Genomic DNA, 23,373 nt, shown 5'->3' on the forward strand with positions numbered 1-23,373 from the left:
TACTTCCACTTAAGTATTTGTTCTTCATAAAAACTGGCCTTAAGTCCAGTTTGTCTCCGCCCCCAACTGCTACACCGATAAACACTGCCAAGCATTGTCCGGCAGCCCTTTGCGGGCGGCCCGCTCTCTTCCGTCCGTCATCTCGTTAATCAGCGCTAAGGAACAGGTCGACTCATGAGCCATCTTCCCACGCACCAAACCCTGCCTTACGGCGTCGCCATCCACCAAGCGATTGCGGAAGGCAATCTGGCGCAGATGAAAACCCTGCTGGAACAAGGCGAACAGCACTTGCGCCAATACGGCGATCTGCACGCCGCCGTCGATCAGTTGAAGCAGGAAATCTCCCGCCTGGAACGACGCTAAGAACACTCTCGCGATCCAGCGAGCCCGCTCGGCTCGCCAGGCAGGAACATCACCTAACTCTCCGGAGGTTTTATGTCAGACACCGCGCAAACCGATATCGGCTTGTTTCCCGTCAGCTACCTCATCGGCACCGGCAAGGACGGCGCGCAACGGCTTACGCTGAACCTGCTGGTCGCGCCGCCGCGCAGCGCCGTCACCGGCGACGCCCACATCACCCAGGCCACCAATCCGCCGCTGGACGTTCACTCCCACGTTCACGGCGACTACTCCTACCTGACGGTGATGCCGCCCAGCGAAGGCCGCATCTTGATTACCGCCCAAGGCCACGGCGGCAACACGATCAACTTCAAACTGCACTTGGTTCTGAGCCAGGACTGGAAACAGGGCGTGGCCAATTACAGCTATCTGAACGGTTCCGCGTGGGTGGAAGTGGAAAACGCGCCGGCCAAGCTCAACCCGGAACTGAAATCGCGCTATTTCCCGTTGCCGCTGGAACCCGGACCGGTGATTCTTCCCAACCCGCCCATCAATGCGCTGTACGGCGTGCCGATTCAAAGCGCCATCGCCAGCGGCGACCTGGCCCACATGAAAACGCTGGCCTCCTACGCCCGCCAGCAATTGGACGCTCAGCCGCAACTGCGCAAGGAACTGGACGCGCTGAAATCGGAAATCGCCAAGCTGGAACGCAAATAGGCTAGCGCCGTCTCTCCCCCATCCGCCAAGGAGTGCTCCATGTCAGCAACAGGATTGTTCCATACCCGTTACATCGTTTCCGCCCCGGTGCTGGGCGCACCGGTCCTGACCCTGGACCTGCTGGTCAACACGCCGCAGAAAAAGGTCAGCGGCCACGCCAGCATTTTCCAAAGCGTCAGCCCGCCGCTGCAATTCCAGGCCAATGTCTGGGGCCATTACAGCCAAGCAAAACTGGACCCGTCCGCCGAGCACCACATCGTGCTGTCGCTGGACGGCAGCCCCAGTTCGCCCAATAGCCAGATCGCCGAAACCTTCCACCTGCAAGGCATCCTCGATCAGGACTGGCAGGACGGCCACGCCAGCTACCGCTTCTTCTACCAGAACGCTTGGCATACCGTGGCGCACGCCATCGTGACCGAGGCCCCGGTCGTGCATCCGGAGCCGCGCTCAGGCAGCAAGCCCTACCCCCACCCCATTCCGCTATACGCCGCCGCGCTGCAACAATCACGCGCCAGCGACAATCTGGCGCAGATGAAGTCGCTGGCCGGCCAGGCGGAGGAGCAACTGAAGCAGCACGACAATATCGAAGCCGCGCTGAAACAGCTGCATGCGGAAATCGCCCGCCTAGAAGGCCGGCATTGAACGGCGACGCAAGCTAAGAGCATGTTTTTGATCTCGCGAGCCAAGGTGAGGCAAGGCGAAAACGGCTGAGCAAGCGGCGTATACACACGGTACATGAGCATTTTGAAGTTGCACTTGCCAAGCCACGTTTCACCATGCGTAGCAGATCGTAAACAGGTTCTAAGCAGTTCAAAGTCCAGGGGCGTCCAGCGGACGCTCCTCGCCCCCTTCCAAGGACCCGCTCATGCTCGATGACCGCCCCGCCGTCCGTCCCGCCCGTTATCTGGACGACGAAGACTTCAAGCGTTACGTCCCGGTGCACGTGGTTTGGGAAATCACGCTGGCCTGCGACCTGAAATGCCTGCACTGCGGCTCCCGCGCCGGCCACCGCCGCCCCAACGAGCTATCCACCGCCGAATGCCTGGAGGTCATAAACGCGCTGGCGGCGCTGGGCACGCGCGAGATCACCCTGATCGGCGGCGAAGCCTATCTGCGCAAGGACTGGACCCAATTGATCCGCGCCATCCGAGGCCACGGGATGTATTGCGCGATCCAGACCGGCGGCCGAAATCTGAACCCGGCCCGCCTGCAACAGGCGATAGACGCCGGCCTCAACGGCGTCGGCGTATCGCTGGACGGCCTTGCGCCCTTGCACGACAAGGTACGCAATGTGCCGGGCGCTTTCGACAAGGCGGTGGACGCCTTGCGCCGCGCCAAGGCGGCCGGCCTCGCCGTCAGCGTCAATACCCAGATCGGCGCGGCCACCATGCCGGACTTGCCGGCGCTGATGGACCAGATCATCGAACTGGGCGCCACCCACTGGCAGATCCAGTTGACGGTGGCGATGGGCAATGCGGTGGACAATGACGAGCTGCTACTGCAACCCTACCAACTGCTGGAACTGATGCCCTTGCTGGCGCGCCTTTACCGCGAAGGCGTGGAGCGCGGCCTGCTGATGAATGTGGGCAACAATATCGGATACTACGGCCCGTACGAGCGCCTGTGGCGCGGATTTGGCGACGAGCGGGTTCACTGGAGCGGCTGCGCCGCCGGCCAGACCGTGCTGGCGCTGGAGGCGGACGGCACCGTCAAGGGCTGTCCATCGCTGGCCACCGTCGGCTTTTCCGGCGGAAATGTTCGCGATATGAGCCTGGACGACATCTGGCACCACAGCGAGGGCATCCACTTTGGCCGCCTGCGCTCGGTGGAGGATCTGTGGGGCTATTGCCGCGGCTGCTACTACAACGACATCTGCCGAGGCGGGTGCACCTGGACCTCTCACTCCCTGCTGGGCAAGCCCGGCAACAACCCCTACTGTCATTACCGCGCGCTGGAGCTGGAAAAACAGGGCCTGCGCGAGCGCATCGTCAAGCTGCAGGACGCCGCGCCCGCCTCCTTCGCCGTTGGGCGATTCGACTTGATCACCGAAGACATCGCCAGCGGCCAGGAGGTCAGCCGAATCAGCCGCAGCGGCCAAGTCATCGCGCTGACTTGGAAAAACAAGGGCAAAACCGCGCCGCGCGAAGGCAAGCCGCCTGCCAAGCTGGCGCTGTGCCGGCAATGCCAGCAATACATCCATCCCGACGAAACCTGTTGCCCACACTGCTCGGCGGACATCGCCGCCGCCGACCGCGACTACCAGCAAGAGCAGGCAAAACGTCAGCAGGTGATCAACAATCTGCGTCGCTTATTGGGCTTGCCGGCCGATTAAACCCCGCGTCGCCGGCGCCGAAACGCGGTTTTATGCCAAAAAACTTGGCTCTACGGTCACGGTCATCCACTAGCCATAGCTCATTTGACGGGAATCGGTCTACAATCGCGGCTTGCCTGACTCACCACGCCGCCATGGGAGCCGATGTCCGCATGACCTGTTTCGCGCCGTTCGCCCTATCTCTGGAAGCCGCCGCTTCCGCCTCGCCGGACCCGTGCCATGAGCGATAAGCCAAGGCGCCCGTCGCTGCAGGACATCGCAGACCGGGTAGGCACTTCCAAAATGACGGTCAGCCGTTACTTACGCAACGCCAGCCTGGTATCGGACGCCACCGGCCAGCGCATCTCCGGCGCGATGGAGCAATTGGGTTATATCCCAAACCGGGTGCCGGACCTGCTGGCCCGCGCCAAGAGCCGCGCCATCGGCGTATTGTTGCCGTCGATGTCCAATCAAGTGTTCTCCAACCTGGTTCACGGCGTCGAATCCGTCACCCGCGAAGCCGGCTACCATACGCTGTACGGTCATTACTGCTACGACGTCGAACAGGAAACCCGGCAAGTGGAGCAGTTGCTGTCCTTCCAGGTGGATGGGCTGATTCTGTGTGAAACCCTCCACTCGGAGCGCACCTTGCGCATGCTGCAAGTGGCGGCGATTCCGGTGGTGGAGGTGATGGAACTGCCGTCCCAGCCCATTGACCTGGCTGTGGGCCTGGACCATCAGGCCGCCGCCGAAGACATGACCCGAGTCATGATCGCTCGCGGCAAGCGACGCATCGCCTACCTGGCCGCCCGCCTCGACCGCCGCACCCGGCTGCGCGCCGCCGGCTATCGGACGGCAATGGAACAAGCTGGACTGGTTCCGCTGGAGATACAGACCGAGCAACACTCCAGCTTTCAGCTAGGCGGCGAGATGTTGCGCCAAGCCATGGCCGCCGCGCCGGACCTGGACGGCGTGTTCTGCACCAACGACGACATCGCCGCCGGCGCCTTGCTGGAAGCCCAGGCCATGGGCATGGCGGTGCCGCAGCGTATCGCCGTCGCCGGCTTCAACGCCTTGGATATCGGCTCCGCCTTGCATCCGCGGCTGGCCAGCGTGGTCACGCCGCGCGAAGCGATTGGCCGGCTGGCGGCGCAACGCTTGCTAGGCCGCATTCACGGCCAGCGTTACGCTGACCCCGTTGTTGACCTGGGTTACAGCCTGAGCCTGGGCGGCAGCGTCTAGGCCGGTGCCGGAATACGACACTCGCCCCTCAAAAAAACCTTTATTTATCAAGACAAAAACTCCAAAGCGCCGCAGCCGAGTCAAGGCCGGCGCTCAAAACGCTTGCCTGCGCGCAGCAAAGCCGACATATTGTTATCGGCATAATGTTACCGGTAACAACTACGATCCGCCTTAAAACAATTCAACAACTCATTGGAGTGGCTTCATGAATTCCACACCACATCAGGTTTACGTGCTGATGGGCGTTTCCGGCTGCGGCAAATCCGCGCTCGCCGCGCAACTGTCCCAGCGCCTGACATGCGCTGTGCTGGACGGCGACTTCCTGCATCCTCGCGCCAATATCGACAAAATGGCCGCAGGAACGCCGCTGGATGACGCCGATCGCCACCCCTGGCTCAGCGCGCTCAGCGACGCCGCCTACGCCATGCAACGCAGCAACGCGCTGTCCATCATCGTGTGCTCCGCGCTGAAACGGCGTTACCGCGACCAGCTGCGCGCCGGCAACCCGCAGTTGTCCTTCCTCTATTTGAAAGGCGATTTCGAGCTGATCCTGCAACGTCTGCAAGCCAGGCAAGGCCATTTTCAAAAAGCCGACATGCTGGCCTCTCAATTTGCCGCTCTGGAGGAGCCTGGGCCAGACGAAACCGATGTCCACACTCTGGACATCCGCCCCGAGCTGAACAGCGTCGTCGCCGGCGCGCTGCGCCTGATCCAGTCCCGCCAGGAGCGCTGACATGTCCATTGCAACCCTAGTATTGACCGCGCTGGGCTCGGTCGCCCTGCTGTTGTTGCTGGTGATGAAGGCTCGTTTGCATGCGTTCATCGCGCTGATGCTGGTCTCAATCGGGGCCGGCGTGGCCTCAGGCATGCCGGTGGAAAAAATCGCCGACACCATGCAAAAAGGCATGGCAGGAACCCTAGGCTTTCTCGCCGTGGTGGTGGCTCTGGGAGCGATGTTCGGCAAGATACTGCATGAAACCGGAGCGCTCGATCAGATCGCCGGCCGGCTCTTGAGCCGCTTTGGCGAACGGCGCGCGCACTACGCACTGGGCGTGGCCGGACTGGTCTGCGCGCTGCCGCTGTTCTTCGACGTCGCCATCGTGCTGCTCATCGGCGTGGTGTTCGCAGTGGCCCGCCGCACCGGCGGCAATGTGGTCAAGCTGGCTGTGCCGCTATTCGCCGGCGTGGCAGCCTCGGCGGCCTTCCTGCTACCCGGCCCCACCCCCATGCTGCTGGCCTCGCAGATGCAGGCCGACTTCGGCTGGATGATCGTCATCGGGCTGGCCGCGGCAATTCCCGGCATGTTGCTGGCCGGCCCGCTGTTCGGCAGCTTCATCAGCCGGCACGTCAGCCTGGCCCTGCCGGACGACATCAGCGAGCCGACGCTGGAGCGCGACCGCATGCCCTCCTTCGCCTTCAGCCTGACGTTGGTGCTATTTCCGCTAGTCATGGTGGCCTGCAAAACCCTGGGCAGCCATCTGGCGACGCCGGGCTCGGCCGTCTTCCATTGGCTGCAGTTCATCGGCCATCCGTTCAGCGCCATCCTGGCCGCCTGCCTGACCGCCATCTATGGCCTGGCTGTTCGTCGCGGCATGGACGCGGAACAGGTCATGCGCATCTGCAACGCCGCGTTGCAACCGGCCGGCATCATTCTGCTGGTGACCGGCGCCGGCGGGGTATTTAAACAGGTATTGGTGGATTCCGGTGTGGGGCCGGCGCTGGGCAACGCGCTGATCGGCGCCGGCCTGCCCATCGCCGTCGCCTGCTTCGCGCTGGCGGCCGCGGTCAGAATCATTCAAGGATCCGCCACTGTCGCCTGCCTGACCACGGTGGGACTGGTGCTGCCGGCCATCGAGACCATGGGCTTGTCCGGCGCCCAGCTGGCCGCGCTGTCCATCTGTATCGCCGGCGGCTCCATCGTACTCAGCCACGTCAACGACTCCGGCTTCTGGCTATTCGGTAAATTCACCGGCGCCAACGAGGCTCAGACCCTGAAAACCTGGTCGCTGATGGAGACGATTCTGGGCACTACCGGCGCGCTGGTGGGCATGGCGGCCTTCGCCATGTTGTGACGCATAGCGTGCGCCTTGGCAAGCACGGCAAGCGGGTACGATACTCACTGAAACACGCTCGAGTAGCCCACCTTCATGACGGACGCCCTCTGCATCAAACTGCTTGCCATGCTGGACGACAGCGCGGCCCTGGTCGCGCTGTTCGACCAATACGACATGCTGCGCTACGCCAACACCGCCTTCCGCCAAAGCTTCTTCCTGACCCAGGAGGAATGCCTGAGCTGGGCGGAACTGATGCGACGAAACTACCTGCAGAAACAAGGCTCTCGGATAGAAACCGACAATATCGAAACCTGGTTGCGCTCCGCCTGTTCGCGCCGCGGCAAGCTGCCTTATCGCGCTTTCGAGGCTGATTTATGCGACGGCCGATGGATGTGGATGACGGAAACGATGAGCGCGGACGGCTGGATGCTGTGCCAAGCCAGCGACATCACCGAGCTGCGGGCCGACAAACGCGAGCTGCGCCAAGCCCGCGATGTGGCCTTGCGCGCCGCACAAACCGACCCAATGACCGGAATCAGCAACCGCACCCATTTGATGCAGTTGCTCCAACTGTTGCTGCAGCAAAGGCGTGAGCACTCCGCGCCGGTCTGCCTCGCCATCCTCGACCTGGACCACTTCAAACGCATCAACGACCTGGAGGGCCATCCAGCCGGCGATCAGGTGATCTGCGGCTTCGTCCAGACCGTGCGCGCTCAGCTACGGCAAAGAGACGGCTTTGGGCGTTTGGGCGGCGAGGAATTCATGCTCTTGCTGCCGCAAACCTCGCTGCTTGAGGCGGAACAATGCTGTGAGCGGATTCTCGCCGCCGCACGGCGGGACCGTCCGCTGGCAGCCAAGCCGGAACTGGGCTACACCTGCTCGATCGGGCTGACTGAACTGCGGCCAGACGACGACATCGCCAGTTGCTACGCGCGCGCCGACGAAGCGCTTTACCACGCCAAGGGCAGTGGACGCGATTGTTTAAGCAGTAGCCGCTAAGCGCTTGTTTACGATCTGCTACGCGTCGGCGATACGGCGTTGAAAACGTCTTCAAAATGCCCATGCATCGTATGTACACTCTGCTTTTTAAGCCGTTTTGGCCTTGTCGCGGCTTAGCTCGCGAGACCGTGAACAGGCTCTACTCAGCCGGCCGCGGCCAACAGATCATACATTCTCCAGCGCTCAAAACGCCGCTGCGCCGCTGCCACGCTGGACGCGGTCAGCGTCAGGCCGCGGCAAGCCGGTGCCCAGTCTTCGCCGCGTTCCGGAGCGTCGTCGAAGGCCAGTAAGTGCGGGGTGTCTCCCGCCGCCATGCCCGGCCCCAACAGCACCGCGCCGTCCGGATTGCCGGCGCTTTCCACCAGGCCCACCCGCCCCTCGATCAACAGCATCGGGAATCGATGGCTGGCGGCCACCGCCTGGCGAGCGTCGCGCGCGATCTGCAGCTTGTCTGCGTCGCCAGGCTCCAGCAGCACCGGGCAAGGCAGAGCCGATGCCAGTTCGCGGTGAATCTGGCTCTCGATCACGGTTGGCGGCAGCAACACCGCGCTGACTAGATCGCTCAGATACGCCATCTCATTGAGTTGAATCAAGACATGCGCCAAGGGAACGCCCGCGGCCAAACATTGCAGATAAGCCCTTCTTTGCTCCAACAACGCCTGCCTTCCGCGCCCGCTCGCCGCGCCGGCAAGAGGCTGAACCAACACGCTCCAGCCTTCCTCTTTCGACTGCCATGCGCCCAACTGTCCAGCCTGCTCCAACAACGCCGGCAGCGGCAAACGCAACAACAGCAGGCGCTGAGAGCCGGTTCCGGTCAATGCCGCCTGGGCCGCGCGACGGCCGCGCGTCACCGTCTCCCGCGCTCTATCGTCCGCCATCGCGTCGGCCATCAGTTCGCGCGGCGAGGGTAAACGCCGCAAACCCATCGGCTCCGCCGCCTGCGCACTATCGGGAACGCCATCCATGCTGTCGCTGCCTTCGGAATACATTGTCATTCTCCATCCTGCGCCTGCCATGCAAGCGGTTCAATTGGCGGCTACGATATTTTTATTGAGAATGATTGTCAATTGCGTTTTTACCAAAATTAGTCCAATCCACCGGCATGAGGCACCCTCTTCCACCTCCGCATAAGCTGCCTTCACCCCCCCCTAGCGTCCCCAACCCCTTCACACAGCAACCAAAAATTGACAAAAGCATTGGCGGTAATGCCCTAAGCCTAGTCCCTGTCCAGCAAAGTCCTAGAGAAAAAATGTGGAATCAATATCATCTGCACGCAATATCACCGTATTGCAATGGATAACGATTATCATTTATATTCGCCATCGACGCTCAGACGAGCCCTCCCCCACCTACCCAGTGGACTCAGGAATAGCGATGAACCAAACCTCACTCGACCCAGCCTATAGCGGCGAACACAATCTGTTGGCCGCCTACCAGGCCGATTCCGCCTTCTTCTTCGCCTCGCCATGCCACACTCTGCTAGCCGAAGGCATCCAGCAAGTCATTACAGACACCGACCCCAGCGCCGCCATCGCCGCCGCGCTGGCTTCCCAGCCGGACCCGGCCCAGGCCGTAGTGGTCGGCGCCATTCCCTTCATGCCGGAACAACAACCCTGGTTGTTCGTGCCGCGGCGCGTGCGCCGCGCCGACGCGCTGAAACAGGAACAGCGCAGCGCTCTGCGCCAACCTTTGCAGGCCGATTGCCAATTGACCCCGCAGCCGGCGCCGGCCGCTTACTGCCAAGGCGTCAGCGACGCGCTGGCCCGCATCGGCAGCGGCGCGCTGGACAAGGTGGTACTGTCGCGCACCTTAGAACTTTCCGCCCAACAAGCCATAGATCAGCGTCAATTGCTGCTCAATCTGGCCAGCCAGAACCAGCACGGCTACACCTTCGCGGTGCAACTGAGCGCGGACGACGCGCCGCGCCGGGCGCTAATGGGCGCCAGCCCTGAGCTGCTGCTGGCGCGCTACGGCCGGCAAGTGATCACCAATCCGCTGGCCGGCTCCGCCGCGCGCAGTCCGGACCCGACTGAAGACCGCCGCCGCGCCGAGGCCCTGCTGGAATCCGGCAAGGACTTGTACGAACACAAGCTGGTGATCGACGCCGTGGTCGAGGCCTTGGCGCCGTATTGCCGCAATCTGCAAGTGCCGGCCGGCCCGTCCCTGGTGTCTACCGCCACCATGTGGCACCTGTCCACCCGCATCAGCGACGAACTTATCGACCCGACCGTGGGCTCCTTCGAGTTGGCCCGCGCGCTGCACCCCACCCCGGCGGTATGCGGCTTCCCGGCAGACCCGGCCCGCAAGCTGATCCGCGAGATCGAACCCTTCGACCGCGGCTTCTTCACCGGCATGGTGGGCTGGTGCGACGGCAACGGCGACGGCGAATGGGCGGTCACCATCCGCTGCGCCGAAATCTCCGAGCGCACGCTGCGTCTGTTCGCCGGCGCCGGCATCGTCACCGGCTCGCTGCCTGAAAGCGAACTGGCTGAAACCGCTGCCAAGTTCCGCACCATGCTGCGCGCGATGGGCCTGGCAGACTTGGCGGAGGCGGCATGAGCGAGCAACAACTAGACTGGACCCCTTGGCCGGAAGACTTTGCCCGCCGCTACCGCGAGGCCGGCTATTGGCAGAGCCAGACCCTGTTTTCCATGCTGGCGGCCCAGGCCGAGCAACAGCCGGAAAAACTGGCCCTGGTGGCCGGCAAGCAGCGGCTGAACTACCGCGAACTCAAGCTCTACGCCGAACGCCTGGCCGCCGGCCTGTATGCCCGCGGCCTGCGCCCCGGCCAGCGCGCCGTGGTGCAGTTGCCTAACTGCGCCGAGTTCTTCATCGTCGCTTTCGCGCTGTTCCGTCTCGGCATGCTGCCGGTGTTCGCGCTGCCGGCGCATCGCCGCGCCGAGGTATCTTACTTCTGCCAGCACACCGACGCCGCGGTCTACATCTGCGCCGACCAGCACGGCGGCTTCGACTACCGCGCGCTGGCTGCCGAGCTGCTGCCGCTGGCGCCCTCGCTGCAACACGTGATCGTGGCCGGCGACGCCGGCGACTACACCCCGCTCAACAGCCTCTACCTGATGGACCAGCCGCTGCCCGCGGAGCCGGACGCCAGCGGCCTGGCCTTCTTCCAGCTTTCCGGCGGCAGCACCGGCGTGCCCAAGCTGATTCCGCGCACCCATGACGACTATCTGTACAGCTTCGCCGCCAGCGCCGAAATCTGCGGCTTGAGCCGCGACAGCGTCTACCTGTGCGTACTGCCGGCCGGCCACAACTTCCCGATGAGTTCGCCCGGCAGCTTCGGCGTGTTCCACGCCGGGGGCACCGTGGTGCTGGCCTCCGGCCCCAGCGTCGACGAATCCTTCGAGCTGATCGAGGCCGAGTCCGTCACCATCGCCGCGTTGGTGCCTCCGCTGGTGCCGCTGTGGCTGGACGCCGCCGCCAAGCAGCCGGGCAAGCTGGCCAGCCTGCGCCTGCTGCAAGTGGGCGGCGCCAAGTTCGGCCCCGAGCTCGCCGCCCGCGTCGAGCCTGCGCTGGGCTGCAAGCTGCAACAGGTGTTCGGCATGGCAGAAGGCCTGGTCAACTACACCCGGCTCGACGACGGCCCGGAACGGGTGCTACACACCCAGGGCAGGCCAATCAGCGCAGACGACGAAGTGCGCATCGTCGATGACGAGGACCAGCCTGTGGCGCCGGGCGAGGTCGGCCATCTGCTGACGCGCGGCCCCTATACCATCCGCGGCTACTGGCGCGCCGCCGACCACAATCAGCGCGCTTTCACCGCCGACGGTTTCTACCGCACCGGCGACCTGGTGAGCATGAACGCCGACGGCTATCTGACGGTGGAAGGCCGCGCCAAGGATCAGATCAACCGCGGCGGCGAAAAGATATCGGCCGAGGAAGTGGAAAACCACCTATTGGCCCACCCGCTGGTGCGCGACGTCGCCATCGTGGCGATGAGCGACCCCTATCTGGGCGAGCGTTCCTGCGCCTTCATCATCCCACGCGAGCAACAGGCGATCCGCCTGCCCCAAGTGGCGGCCTTCCTGCGCGAGCGCGGCCTCGCCGCCTACAAGATTCCGGACCGGCTGGAGCTGGTCGACACCCTGCCGCAAACCAGCGTCGGCAAAGTCAGCAAGAAAACCCTGCGCCAGATGCTGGAACAGAAACTGGCCGCACAGCCCACCCAAAGGTCACAAGCATGAGCATTCCCCGCATCGCCCCCTACGCCATCCCGTCCCAACTGCCGGACAACCGCGTCAACTGGACGGTGGCGCCGCAGCGCGCCGCGCTGCTGATCCACGACATGCAGGAATATTTCCTGGATTTCTATGATCGAGACGCCGAGCCTGTGGCCACCGCGCTGCGCAATATCGCCGCCATCCGCGCGCGCTGCCGCGAGCTCAACATCCCCGTGTTCTACACCGCCCAGCCGGCGGAACAAGCCGACAGCGACCGCGGCCTGCTCAACGATATGTGGGGCCCCGGCCTGCCGGCGCGCCCGGAACGCCACCCCATCGTGGCCAGCCTGAGCCCGGCCGACGACGACACCGTGCTGACCAAGTGGCGCTACAGCGCCTTCCAGCGCTCGCCCTTCCTCAACCTGCTGCGCCAACAAGGGCGCGATCAGCTGATCATATGCGGCATCTACGCCCACATCGGCTGCATGAGCACCGCGCTGGACGCCTTCATGTACGACATCCAGCCCTTCTTCGTCGCCGATGGCCTGGCCGACTTCTCCGCCGAACGCCACGCGATGGCGCTGGAATACGTCGCCCAGCGCTGCGGCGTGACACTGGACAGCCAGCGCCTGCTGAATCAACTGGCCGCTCCGACCAGCGCCGCGCCCAGCGCTGAAGCGCTGCGCGCCGCCATCGCCGAGCTGTTGCAACAGCCGGCCAGCGACATCGGCCTGGACGACAATCTGCTGGACTGGGGTCTGGACTCCATCCGCCTGATGAGTTTGCTGGAACAGTGGCGCGCGCTGGGCGCGGAAATCGACTTCATCGAGCTGGCGCAGCAACCCAGCGTCAACGCCTGGCAGGCGCTGCTGGCGCGCCAGCTGGACAGGGTGGCCGCATGAGCGCCAGCTATCCGGAATTCCACGGCCGGCTGGCCGTGGTCAGCGGCGCGGCCCAGGGCATAGGCGCGGCGCTGGCGCGCTCCCTGGCGGACCAGGGCTGCCGCGTGGCGGCCCTGGACCTGCGCGCCGACGGCCTGCAGCAGCTGGCGCTGCACGCGCCGGCTCACGCCGACGGCCGCATCATTCCGCTGCCGCTGGACATCCGCGACGGCGCGTCGGTAGAACAGGCGGTGGCGCGCATCGAGGACGAGATCGGCGCCATCGACATGTTGGCCAATGTCGCCGGCGTGCTGCGCCTGGGCACGGTGGAGCAACTCAGCGACGAGGACTGGCTGCAGAGCTTCGCCGTCAACACCCACGGCGTGTTCTTCCTCAGCCGCGCGGTGGCGCGGCGCATGCAGGCGCGCCGCCGGGGCGGCATCGTCACCGTCGGCTCCAACGCCGCCGAAGTGCCGCGCACCCAGATGGCGGCCTACGCCGCGTCCAAGGCCGCCACCACCCAGTTCAGCAAATGCCTGGGCCTGGAGCTGGCCGAGTTCGGCGTGCGCTGCAACATCGTGTCGCCCGGCTCCACCGACACCGCGATGCAGCGCCAGCTGTGGAGCGACGACGCCATCCCGCCGGCCATCCTGCAAGGCTCGCTGGAGCAGTACCGCACCGGCATCCCGCTGCGCCGCATCGCCACGCCGCAGGATGTGGCCAATGCCGCGCTGTTCCTGCTGTCGGATCAGGCGCGCCACATTACGCTGCATAATTTGTACGTGGACGGTGGCGCGACGCTGGGGATCTGAGAGCCTGCTCACAATCCTTTTTAGCATGTTGAAACCTTGTTAGGTGCGCAAGAAGCCACGTACCCGACGTGCCTAGAACCCCTTCAAGCCTGCCGTCGGGTGGCAGGCCCGAGGTCTTAAGCGGCTGCTTGTTCGAGCACCGCGACGTTAGCGCGGTGCGAGTTCAGCCGCGCCTCGGGCCTGACGGGCCCCGGCGGGAAGCCGTAGGCCAGGCTTGCAGGGCGGCCTTTGGGGTAAAGGGGAATTTGGCCGAGCAAATTCCCCTTTCCGTTCGCCGGGCGGAACCGGCCCTGAGTCATCATCCGCGCAGCGGATTCAACCCTAAAAATCGCAAACTGTTTCGAATAAATTCACTTTGGCAAAGAAAAACGGGCAAGACCAGATGGTCTTGCCCGTTTTCACGTCGCCGCGCCTAGCGCAGCCCCGACGAATCAGTTCACCGGGCAGCGATTGGCGGCGCGGTAATCCACCACCTTGATCTTGCCGCTGACGATGTCCTTGCGCGCCTGCAGAATCTTCTTCTCCATCTCAGGCGTGATCAACGAACGGTTGTACTGGTCCAGCGCCCAGTCCACACCGTTTTCCTTCAGGCCCATCAGCTTGACGTCCGGCTTCCACGCGCCGTTCTTGGCGTCGCGCATGGTTTCGTACACCGCGTTGTCCACGCGCTTGACCATGGAGGTGAGCACCACGCCCGGCTGCAGATAGTTCTGGTTGCTGTCCACGCCGATGTAGAACTTCTTCGCGCCCTTGGCCGCCTGGATCACGCCCATATTGGACAGCGCCGCCGCGGCGAACACCACGTCCACACCGCGATCGAACTGGCTCTTGGCCAGTTCGCCGCCGCGCGCCGGGTCGTTGAAGGCGGCATGGGTGGTGCCTATCATGTTCTGCATCACCACCGCCTTGGGGTTGGCGTACTTGGCGCCCTGGGCGTAGCCGCAGCCGAAGGCGCGGATCAGCGGCACGTCCATGCCGCCCAGATAGCCCACCTTGCCGCTCTTGGACTTGAGCGCGGCGGCCATGCCCACCAGGAAGGAGCCTTCCTGCTCCTTGAAGGCGATGCTCTGCACATTCGGGCCCTTGGCCACAGAATCCACCAGGGTGAACTTCACCTTGGGGAACTCCTTGGCCACGGTCTCGATGGACTGGGTGTAGGCGAAGCCCACCGCCACCACCAGGTCGGCGCCCTTGCGCGCCATATTGCGCAGCATCTGCTCTTTCTGAGCGTCGTTGCTGACCTGGCCTTCGCGGTAGTTGATGTGGAATTCTTTCTTGAAACGTTCCGCGCCGTTGAATGCCGCTTCATTGAAGCTCTTGTCGAACTTGCCTGCCTGATCGTAGATCACGGCGACAGTGAAATCCTTGGCTGCAACCGGGCCTGCCAGCAAGATGGCAGCGGTTGCGCCTGCGATGTGTTTCAGCGCAAACGTCATGTTTTATCTTTTCTATGTGGATTACAGTCGATGCGACAGCGCCGCGGACGGCGCTGCCGGCGCTTCAAGCGAAAGACGGAGGGGGAAACCGAGTGGACCGCGGCTGCCTAAGCAGACGGGACGAAACAGAACCACGCCGCTGCGAAAAACGCAGCGGATACAACGCGCCAATTGAAGCTGCCGGATTGTAGGCAGACCGCCGCCGGCTGTAAACCGGCGTGGCCGATTCCTGCAACAACAGGTCGAAAAACGGACAGCCCGCCGTGGAACGGAGGGCTGTCCACTGCTACATGACACTAGCTCAACGCGGAAACAGCTGGCCGATGTCCTTGGCCTCCCAGTGCGGGAAGTATTTGCGCACCAGCGCGTTCAACTCCAGCTCGAAGGCGCGCAAGCGCTGCAACTCGTCCTGCGGCGCGGCAGCCTGCTCCGCCCTGGCCTCCGCGATCATGCCCGCGCCGGCGGTAGCGTTGCTCAAGCGGTCTATCACGATGAAGCCGCCGGTGCCGCGACAGGCCGCGTAGGCGTCTATCACCGCCGGCGCGTTCAGACTGATGCGGCACAGCGCGATCTCGTTCAGATGCAGCGCCTCCGACGGTCTCTGCTCCAGCGTGTTGACGTCCACTTGGTGCAGGATGGCCTCCACGCGGCCGGTGACGAACTTGCCGGCCAGCTTGAAGCCGTACTCCTTGCCGGCGCGCAGCGGCGCGTCCTGCATCCACACCAAGTGCGCGTCCAGGCTGCCGGTCACCGCCGGCGGCGCTTGATCTGCGCGCACGATCATATCGCCGCGCGACACGTCGATCTCGTCCTCAAGCGTCAGCGTGATCGCCTCTCCGGCGCCGGCCGCGGCCAACTCGCCCTCGTAGGCCACCAGCGCCTTGACCTTGCTGCGACGGCCGGACGGCAGCGCCAGCACTTCGTCGCCGGGACGGATCTCGCCGGCGGCGATGGTGCCGCAGAAGCCGCGGAAGTCCAGATTGGGCCGGTTCACGTACTGCACCGGAAGACGGAAGGCTTCCAGCGCCACGTCGCTGCTCACTTCCACCGTTTCCAGCAGCTGCATGAGCGTCGGCCCCTGATACCAGGGCGCGCCCTCGCCGCGGCTAACCACATTGTCGCCGCGCAGCGCGGAAATCGGCACGAAGCGGATGTCCGGGATCTCCAGGCCCTCGGCAAAGGCCAGGTACTCATCGCGAATACGCTCGAACACCGCCGGGTCGTAATCCACCAGGTCCATCTTGTTCACCGCCACAATCACATGACGAATGCCCAACAGGCTGACAATGAAGCTGTGGCGGCGGGTCTGAGTCTGCACCCCGCGCCTTGCGTCGATCAAGATGATGGCCAGATTGCTGGTGGACGCGCCGGTGGCCATATTGCGGGTGTACTGCTCGTGGCCCGGGCAGTCGGCAATGATGAATTTGCGCTTGTCGGTACTGAAATAGCGATAAGCCACGTCGATGGTAATGCCCTGCTCCCGCTCCGCTTGCAAGCCATCCACCAGCAAGGCCAGGTCGATGTCCTGGTCGGTGGTGTTGTACTTCTTGGAGTCTCGCTCTATCGCCGCCAGTTGATCCTCGAAAATCAGTTTGGAGTCATGCAGCAGCCGGCCGATCAGGGTTGATTTGCCGTCGTCGACATTACCGCAGGTGATGAAGCGCAGCAGATCCTTGTTTTCGTGCTGGCGCAGGTATTCCAGAATATCGCCGGCGATCAGATCGGATTGGTGGGTCATCAGAAATATCCTTCCATCTTTTTCTTTTCCATCGAGCCGGCGCTGTCGTGGTCTATCACCCGGCCCTGGCGCTCGGAGGTGCGGGTCAGCAGCATCTCCTGGATGATGTCCGGCAGCGTGGCCGCCTGGGACTCCACCGCGCCGGTCAGCGGATAACAGCCCAGGGTACGGAAGCGCACCTGTCTGGTTTCAATGCCGGCCTTCTCCTCCGGACTCAGATATTCCAGTATCCGCTCATCATCTATCATGATCAGCGTGCCGTCGCGCTCTATCACCGGCCGTTCGGCGGCGAAGTACAGCGGCACGATCTCGATATTTTCCAGGAAGATGTATTGCCAGATGTCCAGCTCGGTCCAGTTGGACAGCGGAAACACCCGTATGCTCTCGCCCTTGTCTATCTTGCTGTTGTAGATGTTCCAAAGCTCCGGGCGCTGGTTCTTCGGGTCCCAGCGGTGATTGCGGTCGCGGAAGGAGTAGACCCGCTCTTTAGCGCGGCTCTTTTCCTCGTCGCGGCGCGCGCCGCCGAAAGCCGCGTCGAAGCCGTATTTGTTCAAGGCCTGCTTCAGGCCCTCGGTCTTCATCACGTCGGTGTGCTTGGCGCTGCCGGCGGTGAACGGGTTGATGCCGGCGTCCACGCCATCCTGGTTGACGTGGACGATCAAGTCCCAGCCGTACTCGCGCGCCTGCTTGTCGCGCAGCGCGATCATTTCCTTGAACTTCCAGGTGGTGTCCACGTGCATCAAGGGGAACGGCGGCTTGCCCGGCGCAAAAGCCTTCTTGGCCAGATGCAGCATCACCGCCGAATCCTTGCCTATCGAATACAGCATCACCGGGTTTTCGAATTCCGCGGCCACTTCGCGAATGATGTGAATCGACTCCGCTTCCAACTGTTTGAGGTGAGTCAGCCTCTGATGACCGATGTCCATGCTTCCTGCCCATCCTGTAGATGCGTTCAAATCTACCGAAAGCCCATCGGCGCATCAAAACCGATAGGTTATATCAATATGCTCTTAGCAAATCAAAAATTAGTCCAAAGGGCAATAAGAATACCTAGCCAAACGCGGTGGAATCTTCGGCTCGCGCCTCAATAACTGTCTACATTAGTACAAATACGCAAGCCGCACGGAGACAGCGATGAGCGCCGCCGCAGAGCCGGAATACCAAATCGTCGCCACGCTGAACTGCCCGGATGGCTTGTCGGTGCTGCTGGCCAGCCGCGACGGCGAGGCTCTGGCGTTGATGGAGTCCAAGTCGGAGTTGCCGGACACGCCGCCGCGCCCGGCCTTCCGCCATCCCTTGCTGCAAGCCTGGCAGGGACAAGTCCGCCTCGACGGCAAACACTACGTCGTCTACCGACAGGACACGCTACAGCCCTTGCGCCTGAAAACGCTGCAGGCGCTGCCGCTGGCCGAACGCATCGGCCTGGCGTGCGACATCCTGGAACCGCTGATCCACCTGCACGCCAGCGGGAAATGCCTTGGGCGGCTCTACCCCGAAACCGTGTTGGCCGACATCCATCAACGCGTCGCGCTGCTAGGCGAGCACGCCTGCCAAGCGTTGAGCCCGGAACGCTTGCGTCAGGAACTGCTGCAGGCCGAGCAATTGCTGCGCTGGCTAATCAGCGCCGGCGCGCCGGAACGAGAGTGCGACCCGGAATTGGAGCAATGGCTGGCCGCGCTGCGCGACCCGGCGGCCGACGCCGGCGCCTGCCGCCGCGCGCTGGCCGGCCTGCAAGACTGGCTGGCCCGCCATCAGCGCTTTAATCGCCAGGAAGGCGGCCGCGCCGCGCTGGACCACCTGCTGCAACGCATGCGCCACGCGCCGGACTTTCCGGCGCTGTCCCAGGCCATCGCCGCCATCAACAAGAGCAACAACGCCGACAGCGAGCGCCTGCAAGCGCTGTCCAGCGCCATCCTCAAAGACGTGTCGCTGACCAATAAACTGCTGAAGGTGGTGAATTCCGCCAATTTCAGCCAGTACGGCGGCGCGGTCAGCACCATTTCCCGCGCCATCGTGATCCTCGGCTTCGACACCATACGCAATCTGGCGCTCAGCCTGCTGCTATTCGAACACCTACACAACCGCGCCCATGCCGACGAGATCCGCGACGTGGCGATCAAGACCCTGTTCACCGGCCTGCTGGCCCGCTCGCTGGCGTCGGCCTGCGGCGTGCGCGAGGCGGAAGAGGCCTTGATTTGCGGCATGCTGCAAAACTTGGGCGAACTGCTGTGCGTCAATTATTTCCGCGACGAATACCGGCAAATCCAAATGCTGATCGACGCCGGCGCCGGCGTCGACCAAGCCGCGCACCAGACGCTGGGCGCCCATTACGCCGACCTGGGCGCCGCCACCGCCGCGCTCTGGCGCTTCCCGGAACGGATTCTGACCGGCATGGAGCCGATGCCGGCCGGCGCGGTGCGTCAGCCGCAAACCAGCGAGATGCGGATGAAGGCCTTAAGTTCGCTGTGCCGAGAACTGGTTTGCCAGCTGACTCAGAGCGGCATTGATCAAGCCGACGCCAGCCGCAAGCTGCTGCAACGCTACAGCCGGGCGCTGGCGCTGGAGTGGGCGCCCCTGGAGCAGCAGCTGGCGCAGGCGCAGACCCTGCTATCCGCCTATCTGGCGGAGCTGGGGCCGGAGGCCGGCCAGGGGCCGCGTTCACAGGCCTTGCGCCAGGCCAGACTCAACAAGAGCGCGCCGCCGCCCGCCGCCAGCGCGCCTCCGCCAACGGCGCCGGACCCCACCCGGCTGCAAGCCACGGCCGGCTCCGCCGGCCGGATCGCCGTGCTGTCCGCCGGCGTTCAGGACATCACCAACACCCTGCTGGGCGATTACAAACTCAATGACCTGCTGCGCATCATTCTGGAAACCATGTACCGCGGCCTGGGCTTCGACCACGCGCTGATCTGCGCGCGCAGCGGGACCGACCTGCCGCTGCAAGCCCGCTTCGGTTTCGGCGAAAAGGTGGAATTGCTGCTGCCGGCGCTACGGGCCGACATCGATAGCGGCGACAGCCTGTTCCGCAAGGCGCTGGAGCGCAACGCCGACATGCTGATAGACGACATCGACGCGCCGGCCATCGCCCAGCACATCCCGGCCTGGTATCGCCAAATGAGCGTGGCCCACACCTTCGTCTTACTGCCGCTGTCCTTGGACAAACGCAAGCTGGGCATACTCTACGGCGACCGCCGCCAAGCGGGATCGTTGGCCATCGCGCCGGAGCAACTCAGCCTGCTGAAAACCTTGCGCAATCAGGCCTTGCTGGCCATTCGCCAGCAAGCCGCGCGCTAAGAACCTGTTTATGATCTGCTGCGCGTCGGCGGGATTTTAGACAGGCGCGCTCAAAAGCGCGCCTTGCCGCTGCGTCTCAGCGAGGTGTTCCAGCGACTCTAAACCACCTCGCCGGCAAAACCGTCCAAGGCCTCCAGCAGGCGATCAACGTCGGCAAATTCGGTGTCCGGACACAGCAACAACATATTGTGGAAAGGGGTGATCAGGAAACCGCGGTTGAGCAGGTAGAGATGAATCACCCGCTCCAGCGCCTCATCCTGCATCGCGCCCGCCTCGCCGCCGTTGCGCGGCGGGCGCGGGGAAAACTGGAACTCGCAGCGCGCGCCGACGCGGCTCACGCACCACGGCAGCCGCCAGCGCTCTATCCAGTCCTGCAAACCGTCCGCCAGATGCTGAGCCAACGCGAACATCCGCTGGTAGGCGGCGTCGCTCATCACCTCGGCCAGATTGGCGCGCATCGCCGCCGCGGCCAGCATATTGCCGCTCAGCGTGGTGCCGATGCCGGAATGACCGGGCGCGGCGGAGCGCTTTGCGCGCTGCGCCCGCTCCGCCAGTTCCGCGCTGAACCCATAGACCGCGCACGGCAGCCCGCCCCCCAGCGGCTTGCCCAGCACCAGCGCGTCCGGCTTCAAGCCGTAAGCCGCGCAGTAACCGCCCGGCCCGCTGCTGATGGTATGGGTTTCATCCAGTAGCAGATAACTGCCGTAGCGGCGGATCAAATCCTGCGCCGCGCTCCAGAAGCCAGGCTCCGGCAACACCATGCCGATATTGGTCATCACCGGCTCGGCCAGCACGCAGGCCACCCGCTCGTCGCTCAGAGCCCGATCCAACGCCTCCAGGTCGTTGAACTCCACTACTCGGGTATACGCGGCCGGATCATGCGTCTGCCCCAGCAAACTGGCTCGCCGCCTTGGCCGGCCGTCGATCAGATCGACGAAGGCGTCGTCCACCGTGCCGTGGTAACAGCCGTTGAACACGATGATCCGGTCCCGGCCGCTGGCGGCGCGCAGCCAGCGCAGCGCGAAGCGATTGGCATCACTGGCGCTGAGGGCGAATTGCCAGTGCGACAGACCGAAGCGTCGCGCCAGTTCCTCCGCCACCCACACCGCATCCGGCGACGGCAGCATCGCGGTCAAACCGCGCGCGGCCTGATCAGCGATGGCGCGCGCCACCGGCTCCGGCGAATGGCCGAACATCGCGCCGGTGTCGCCCAGACAAAAATCCAGATATTCATGGCCGTCCACGTCGCGCAGCCGTGCGCCCCGAGCCTCTTCCACATAGAGATTGAACGGGGTGGACCAATCCGCCATCCAATGCAATGGCGCGCCGAACAGCAAATGCTCGCCGCCGGCGGCGGATAGCTGCCGCGAACGCGGACGCCGCTCGGAAAACATCGCCTGCTCCTGCCGGTGCAGGGCTTGAGCCTTGTCGAAATCGACGCCGTGACGCAAAGCCATGAAGCTCTCCTTAGGAGGGGAAGACTGCGCGTCAGTATATCCAGATGTGGTGAACGGAGGCAGCGTCGCCAACGCCTCCCGGCACAAGGAACAGCCCGAACGCGACGAAGCCCGGCCAAGACCGGGCTTCGTCGCCGCCGTGACGGCGAGCTTTACAAGGGCAGATGGCCCGCCAGCGAGTTGATTTTTTGCAGCGCGCGGCGGAATCGGCTGTGCGCGCGGGACACGGTGGATTCGCTGATGTCCATTTGCTGAGCCGCGAAGTAACCGGTCATGCCCTCCACCTCCATCAGCCACACCGCTTCGCGTGAGCGTTTTTTCAGGCCGATCAGATCGGCCACCTGGTTGAAATCGTCAAGCTTCATCGCGCTGTTCTCCTCAGGCGTTCGCCTTCGCATCATGACAATCATGCAGTGGGCGGCTTTCTCGACAACGACGTGGCCGCGCGTTCCGCGCGACACTATCCAGTATAGAGGCTTGCAAAAAAAATGCAGGCAACGCTCCGTAGAAACACGCAGTCGCCGCCTATTGCGCTGGCGTGGACGCAACAGGCCTCAGCCCTGCCTCATCCAGCGCAGCACGCCGCCCGCGGCGGCGCGTCCGGTGGAAAAGCAGGCGGTCAGCAAATAACCGCCGGTGGGTGCTTCCCAGTCCAGCATCTCGCCGGCGCAGAACACGCCCGGCATCGCCTGCAACATCAGGTTCTGGTCCAACGCGCCGAAAGTCACGCCGCCCGCTGTGCTGATCGCCTCATCCAGCGGCCTCGGCGCCAACAGGCGCAGCGGCAGCGCCTTGATGCCCTCGGCCAGCTTGGCCGGGTCGTTGAAAACCTCCTTGTCCAGGCATTCGCGCAACAAGCCCATGCGCACGCCCTTCAAGCCCAGCCGGCTTTGCAAATGGCTGGACATCGAGCGCGAACCACGCGGCCGCGCCACTTCGCCCAGGATGCGCTGCAAGCTCCAATCCGGCATCAGGTCCAGATAGCACAAGGCCGCGCCGCTGCGCGCGATTTCATCGCGGATGGCGCCGGAGCAGGCGTAGATCAGATTGCCTTCCACGCCGCCGGCGGTGACGACGAATTCGCCGCGGCGGCTGAACGGGTGGCCGACGGCCGGATGGAACTGCAAGGTCACCGACTTCAACGGCGCGCCGGCGAATTTGTCAGCGAAATACTCGCTCCAGCCGGCGTCGAAACCGCAATTGGACGGCTGTAACTTGGACACCTCCACGCCACGCTCGCGCAGCATCGCCGCCCAGCTTCCGTCCGACCCCAGCTTGCGCCAGCTTCCGCCGCCCATGGCCAACACCACGGCGTCGGCTTCGGCCAAGCGCTCGCCGTCCGGCGCCGACAGGCGCAGGCGGCCGCGCTCGTCCCAGCCCAGAAAACGGTGACGCACATGAAAGCTCACCCCCGCCTCGCGCAAACGCGTCAGCCAGGAACGCAGCAGCGGCGCCGCCTTCATCTCCTTGGGAAACACCTTTCCGGAACTGCCGATGAAGGTTTCTATCCCCAGGCCGTGCACCCAGGCCCGCACATGTTCGCCGTTGAATACGTCCAGCATCGGCCGCAGCTCGGCGCTGCGCGCGCCGTAGCGCTGCACAAAGCTGGCGTGGGGTTCGGAATGGGTGATGTTCATGCCGCCCACGCCGGCCAGCAGGAATTTGCGGCCGACCGACGGCATCGCGTCGTAGACATCGACCCGCACGCCCGCCGCCGCCAGTTGCTCGGCGGCGGCCAGGCCGGCCGGTCCGCCGCCGATGATGGCTACGCGGCGTCCGCTTGTGTCACCCATATACTGCGCTCCTTGAAATCCATGGTGATGAAGATGCCCAACTGCGGCGAGGGCGGGATTTTCACAGAAAACCGCCTCAAACCCAAGCCTAATCGTTTTAACTATAAGTTTGATTTAAACCAACA

The 23,373-nt window shown here is 64.0% G+C and carries 20 protein-coding genes; 13 read left to right on the plus strand and 7 right to left on the minus strand.

What is annotated here, in order from left to right; translation table 11 throughout:
• Window positions 1–174: 174 nt before the first annotated feature.
• The 8 genes from GYH29_RS12250 to GYH29_RS12285 all read left to right on the plus strand — a co-directional run bounded on the left by GYH29_RS12250 (window position 175) and on the right by GYH29_RS12285 (window position 7,662).
• Window positions 175–363 carry a DUF1843 domain-containing protein gene (locus tag GYH29_RS12250; RefSeq protein WP_043590571.1) on the plus strand — a complete coding sequence of 63 codons (189 nt, stop codon included), beginning with the start codon at window positions 175–177 and terminating at the stop codon, window positions 361–363.
• A gap of 72 nt (window positions 364–435) precedes the next feature.
• On the plus strand, window positions 436–1,056 hold the full coding sequence (locus tag GYH29_RS12255) for a DUF1842 domain-containing protein (protein WP_161523827.1): 621 nt from the start codon (window positions 436–438) through the stop codon (window positions 1,054–1,056).
• A 39-nt stretch (window positions 1,057–1,095) separates the two neighbouring features.
• Window positions 1,096–1,698 carry a DUF1842 domain-containing protein gene (locus GYH29_RS12260; RefSeq protein WP_039756881.1) on the plus strand — a complete coding sequence of 201 codons (603 nt, stop codon included), beginning with the start codon at window positions 1,096–1,098 and terminating at the stop codon, window positions 1,696–1,698.
• Window positions 1,699–1,921: 223 nt separating this feature from the next.
• On the plus strand, window positions 1,922–3,388 hold the full coding sequence (locus GYH29_RS12265) for a GDL motif peptide-associated radical SAM/SPASM maturase (RefSeq protein ID WP_043590567.1): 1,467 nt from the start codon (window positions 1,922–1,924) through the stop codon (window positions 3,386–3,388).
• A gap of 219 nt (window positions 3,389–3,607) precedes the next feature.
• Window positions 3,608–4,609 carry a substrate-binding domain-containing protein gene (locus tag GYH29_RS12270; protein ID WP_161523828.1) on the plus strand — a complete coding sequence of 334 codons (1,002 nt, stop codon included), beginning with the start codon at window positions 3,608–3,610 and terminating at the stop codon, window positions 4,607–4,609.
• A 205-nt stretch (window positions 4,610–4,814) separates the two neighbouring features.
• A complete protein-coding gene (gntK, locus tag GYH29_RS12275) occupies window positions 4,815–5,342 on the plus strand; it encodes a gluconokinase (protein WP_019104565.1) in 528 nt (175 codons plus the stop codon).
• Between the two features lies 1 nt (window position 5,343).
• Complete coding sequence (gntU, locus tag GYH29_RS12280) at window positions 5,344–6,681, plus strand: gluconate transporter (protein ID WP_161523829.1); 1,338 nt, start codon at window positions 5,344–5,346, stop codon at window positions 6,679–6,681.
• Window positions 6,682–6,756: 75 nt separating this feature from the next.
• Window positions 6,757–7,662: a GGDEF domain-containing protein gene (locus tag GYH29_RS12285; RefSeq protein ID WP_118267800.1), complete on the plus strand. Its 906-nt coding sequence runs from the start codon at window positions 6,757–6,759 to the stop codon at window positions 7,660–7,662.
• Window positions 7,663–7,805: 143 nt separating this feature from the next.
• On the opposite strand, the gene GYH29_RS12290 is transcribed toward GYH29_RS12285, so the two are convergent.
• Window positions 7,806–8,657, minus strand: coding sequence for a DAHP synthetase I family protein (locus tag GYH29_RS12290; protein ID WP_161523830.1), 852 nt, complete (start codon window positions 8,655–8,657; stop codon window positions 7,806–7,808).
• A 379-nt stretch (window positions 8,658–9,036) separates the two neighbouring features.
• Here GYH29_RS12290 and dhbC point away from each other — a divergent pair, with 379 nt between their 5' ends.
• From dhbC to GYH29_RS12310, 4 genes are read left to right on the plus strand one after another with little or no spacing between them, the layout of a single operon-like run.
• The gene (gene dhbC, locus GYH29_RS12295) at window positions 9,037–10,221 is read left to right on the plus strand and encodes an isochorismate synthase DhbC (RefSeq protein WP_161523831.1); all 1,185 of its coding nucleotides are present in this window, start codon (window positions 9,037–9,039) and stop codon (window positions 10,219–10,221) included.
• Window positions 10,218–11,864: a (2,3-dihydroxybenzoyl)adenylate synthase gene (locus GYH29_RS12300; protein WP_019101764.1), complete on the plus strand. Its 1,647-nt coding sequence runs from the start codon at window positions 10,218–10,220 to the stop codon at window positions 11,862–11,864. The genes dhbC and GYH29_RS12300 overlap by 4 nt, the downstream gene beginning before the upstream one ends.
• Window positions 11,861–12,742 (plus strand): isochorismatase family protein, encoded by an 882-nt coding sequence (locus GYH29_RS12305; RefSeq protein WP_161523832.1) that lies wholly within the window; start codon window positions 11,861–11,863, stop codon window positions 12,740–12,742. The genes GYH29_RS12300 and GYH29_RS12305 overlap by 4 nt, the downstream gene beginning before the upstream one ends.
• Window positions 12,739–13,533, plus strand: a complete 795-nt coding sequence (locus GYH29_RS12310; protein ID WP_161523833.1) for a 2,3-dihydro-2,3-dihydroxybenzoate dehydrogenase — start codon at window positions 12,739–12,741, stop codon at window positions 13,531–13,533. Before GYH29_RS12305 ends, GYH29_RS12310 begins: the two co-directional genes overlap by 4 nt.
• 431 nt (window positions 13,534–13,964) lie before the next feature.
• Here the strand turns inward: GYH29_RS12310 and GYH29_RS12315 are convergent, their stop codons facing one another.
• The 3 genes from GYH29_RS12315 to cysD all read right to left on the minus strand — a co-directional run bounded on the left by GYH29_RS12315 (window position 13,965) and on the right by cysD (window position 17,633).
• On the minus strand, window positions 13,965–14,969 hold the full coding sequence (locus tag GYH29_RS12315) for a BMP family lipoprotein (protein WP_019102171.1): 1,005 nt from the start codon (window positions 14,967–14,969) through the stop codon (window positions 13,965–13,967).
• Between the two features lie 301 nt (window positions 14,970–15,270).
• Window positions 15,271–16,707 (minus strand): sulfate adenylyltransferase subunit CysN, encoded by a 1,437-nt coding sequence (gene cysN, locus GYH29_RS12320; RefSeq protein WP_081574496.1) that lies wholly within the window; start codon window positions 16,705–16,707, stop codon window positions 15,271–15,273.
• Complete coding sequence (cysD, locus tag GYH29_RS12325) at window positions 16,707–17,633, minus strand: sulfate adenylyltransferase subunit CysD (protein ID WP_019102169.1); 927 nt, start codon at window positions 17,631–17,633, stop codon at window positions 16,707–16,709. Before cysD ends, cysN begins: the two co-directional genes overlap by 1 nt.
• Before the next feature lie 208 nt (window positions 17,634–17,841).
• On the opposite strand from cysD, the gene GYH29_RS12330 reads away from it, so the two are divergent.
• Window positions 17,842–19,998: an HDOD domain-containing protein gene (locus GYH29_RS12330; RefSeq protein ID WP_161523834.1), complete on the plus strand. Its 2,157-nt coding sequence runs from the start codon at window positions 17,842–17,844 to the stop codon at window positions 19,996–19,998.
• A 98-nt stretch (window positions 19,999–20,096) separates the two neighbouring features.
• Here the strand turns inward: GYH29_RS12330 and GYH29_RS12335 are convergent, their stop codons facing one another.
• The 3 genes from GYH29_RS12335 to GYH29_RS12345 all read right to left on the minus strand — a co-directional run bounded on the left by GYH29_RS12335 (window position 20,097) and on the right by GYH29_RS12345 (window position 23,248).
• Window positions 20,097–21,455, minus strand: coding sequence for an aspartate aminotransferase family protein (locus GYH29_RS12335; RefSeq protein WP_161523835.1), 1,359 nt, complete (start codon window positions 21,453–21,455; stop codon window positions 20,097–20,099).
• Between the two features lie 152 nt (window positions 21,456–21,607).
• Window positions 21,608–21,820, minus strand: coding sequence for a sigma factor-like helix-turn-helix DNA-binding protein (locus tag GYH29_RS12340; protein WP_019100111.1), 213 nt, complete (start codon window positions 21,818–21,820; stop codon window positions 21,608–21,610).
• A gap of 189 nt (window positions 21,821–22,009) precedes the next feature.
• The gene (locus GYH29_RS12345; protein ID WP_081574492.1) at window positions 22,010–23,248 is read right to left on the minus strand and encodes a TIGR03862 family flavoprotein; all 1,239 of its coding nucleotides are present in this window, start codon (window positions 23,246–23,248) and stop codon (window positions 22,010–22,012) included.
• Window positions 23,249–23,373 lie beyond the last annotated feature (125 nt).

This window comes from Chromobacterium haemolyticum (assembly GCF_009936155.1).
Classification (GTDB): Bacteria; Pseudomonadota; Gammaproteobacteria; order Burkholderiales; family Chromobacteriaceae; genus Chromobacterium; species Chromobacterium haemolyticum.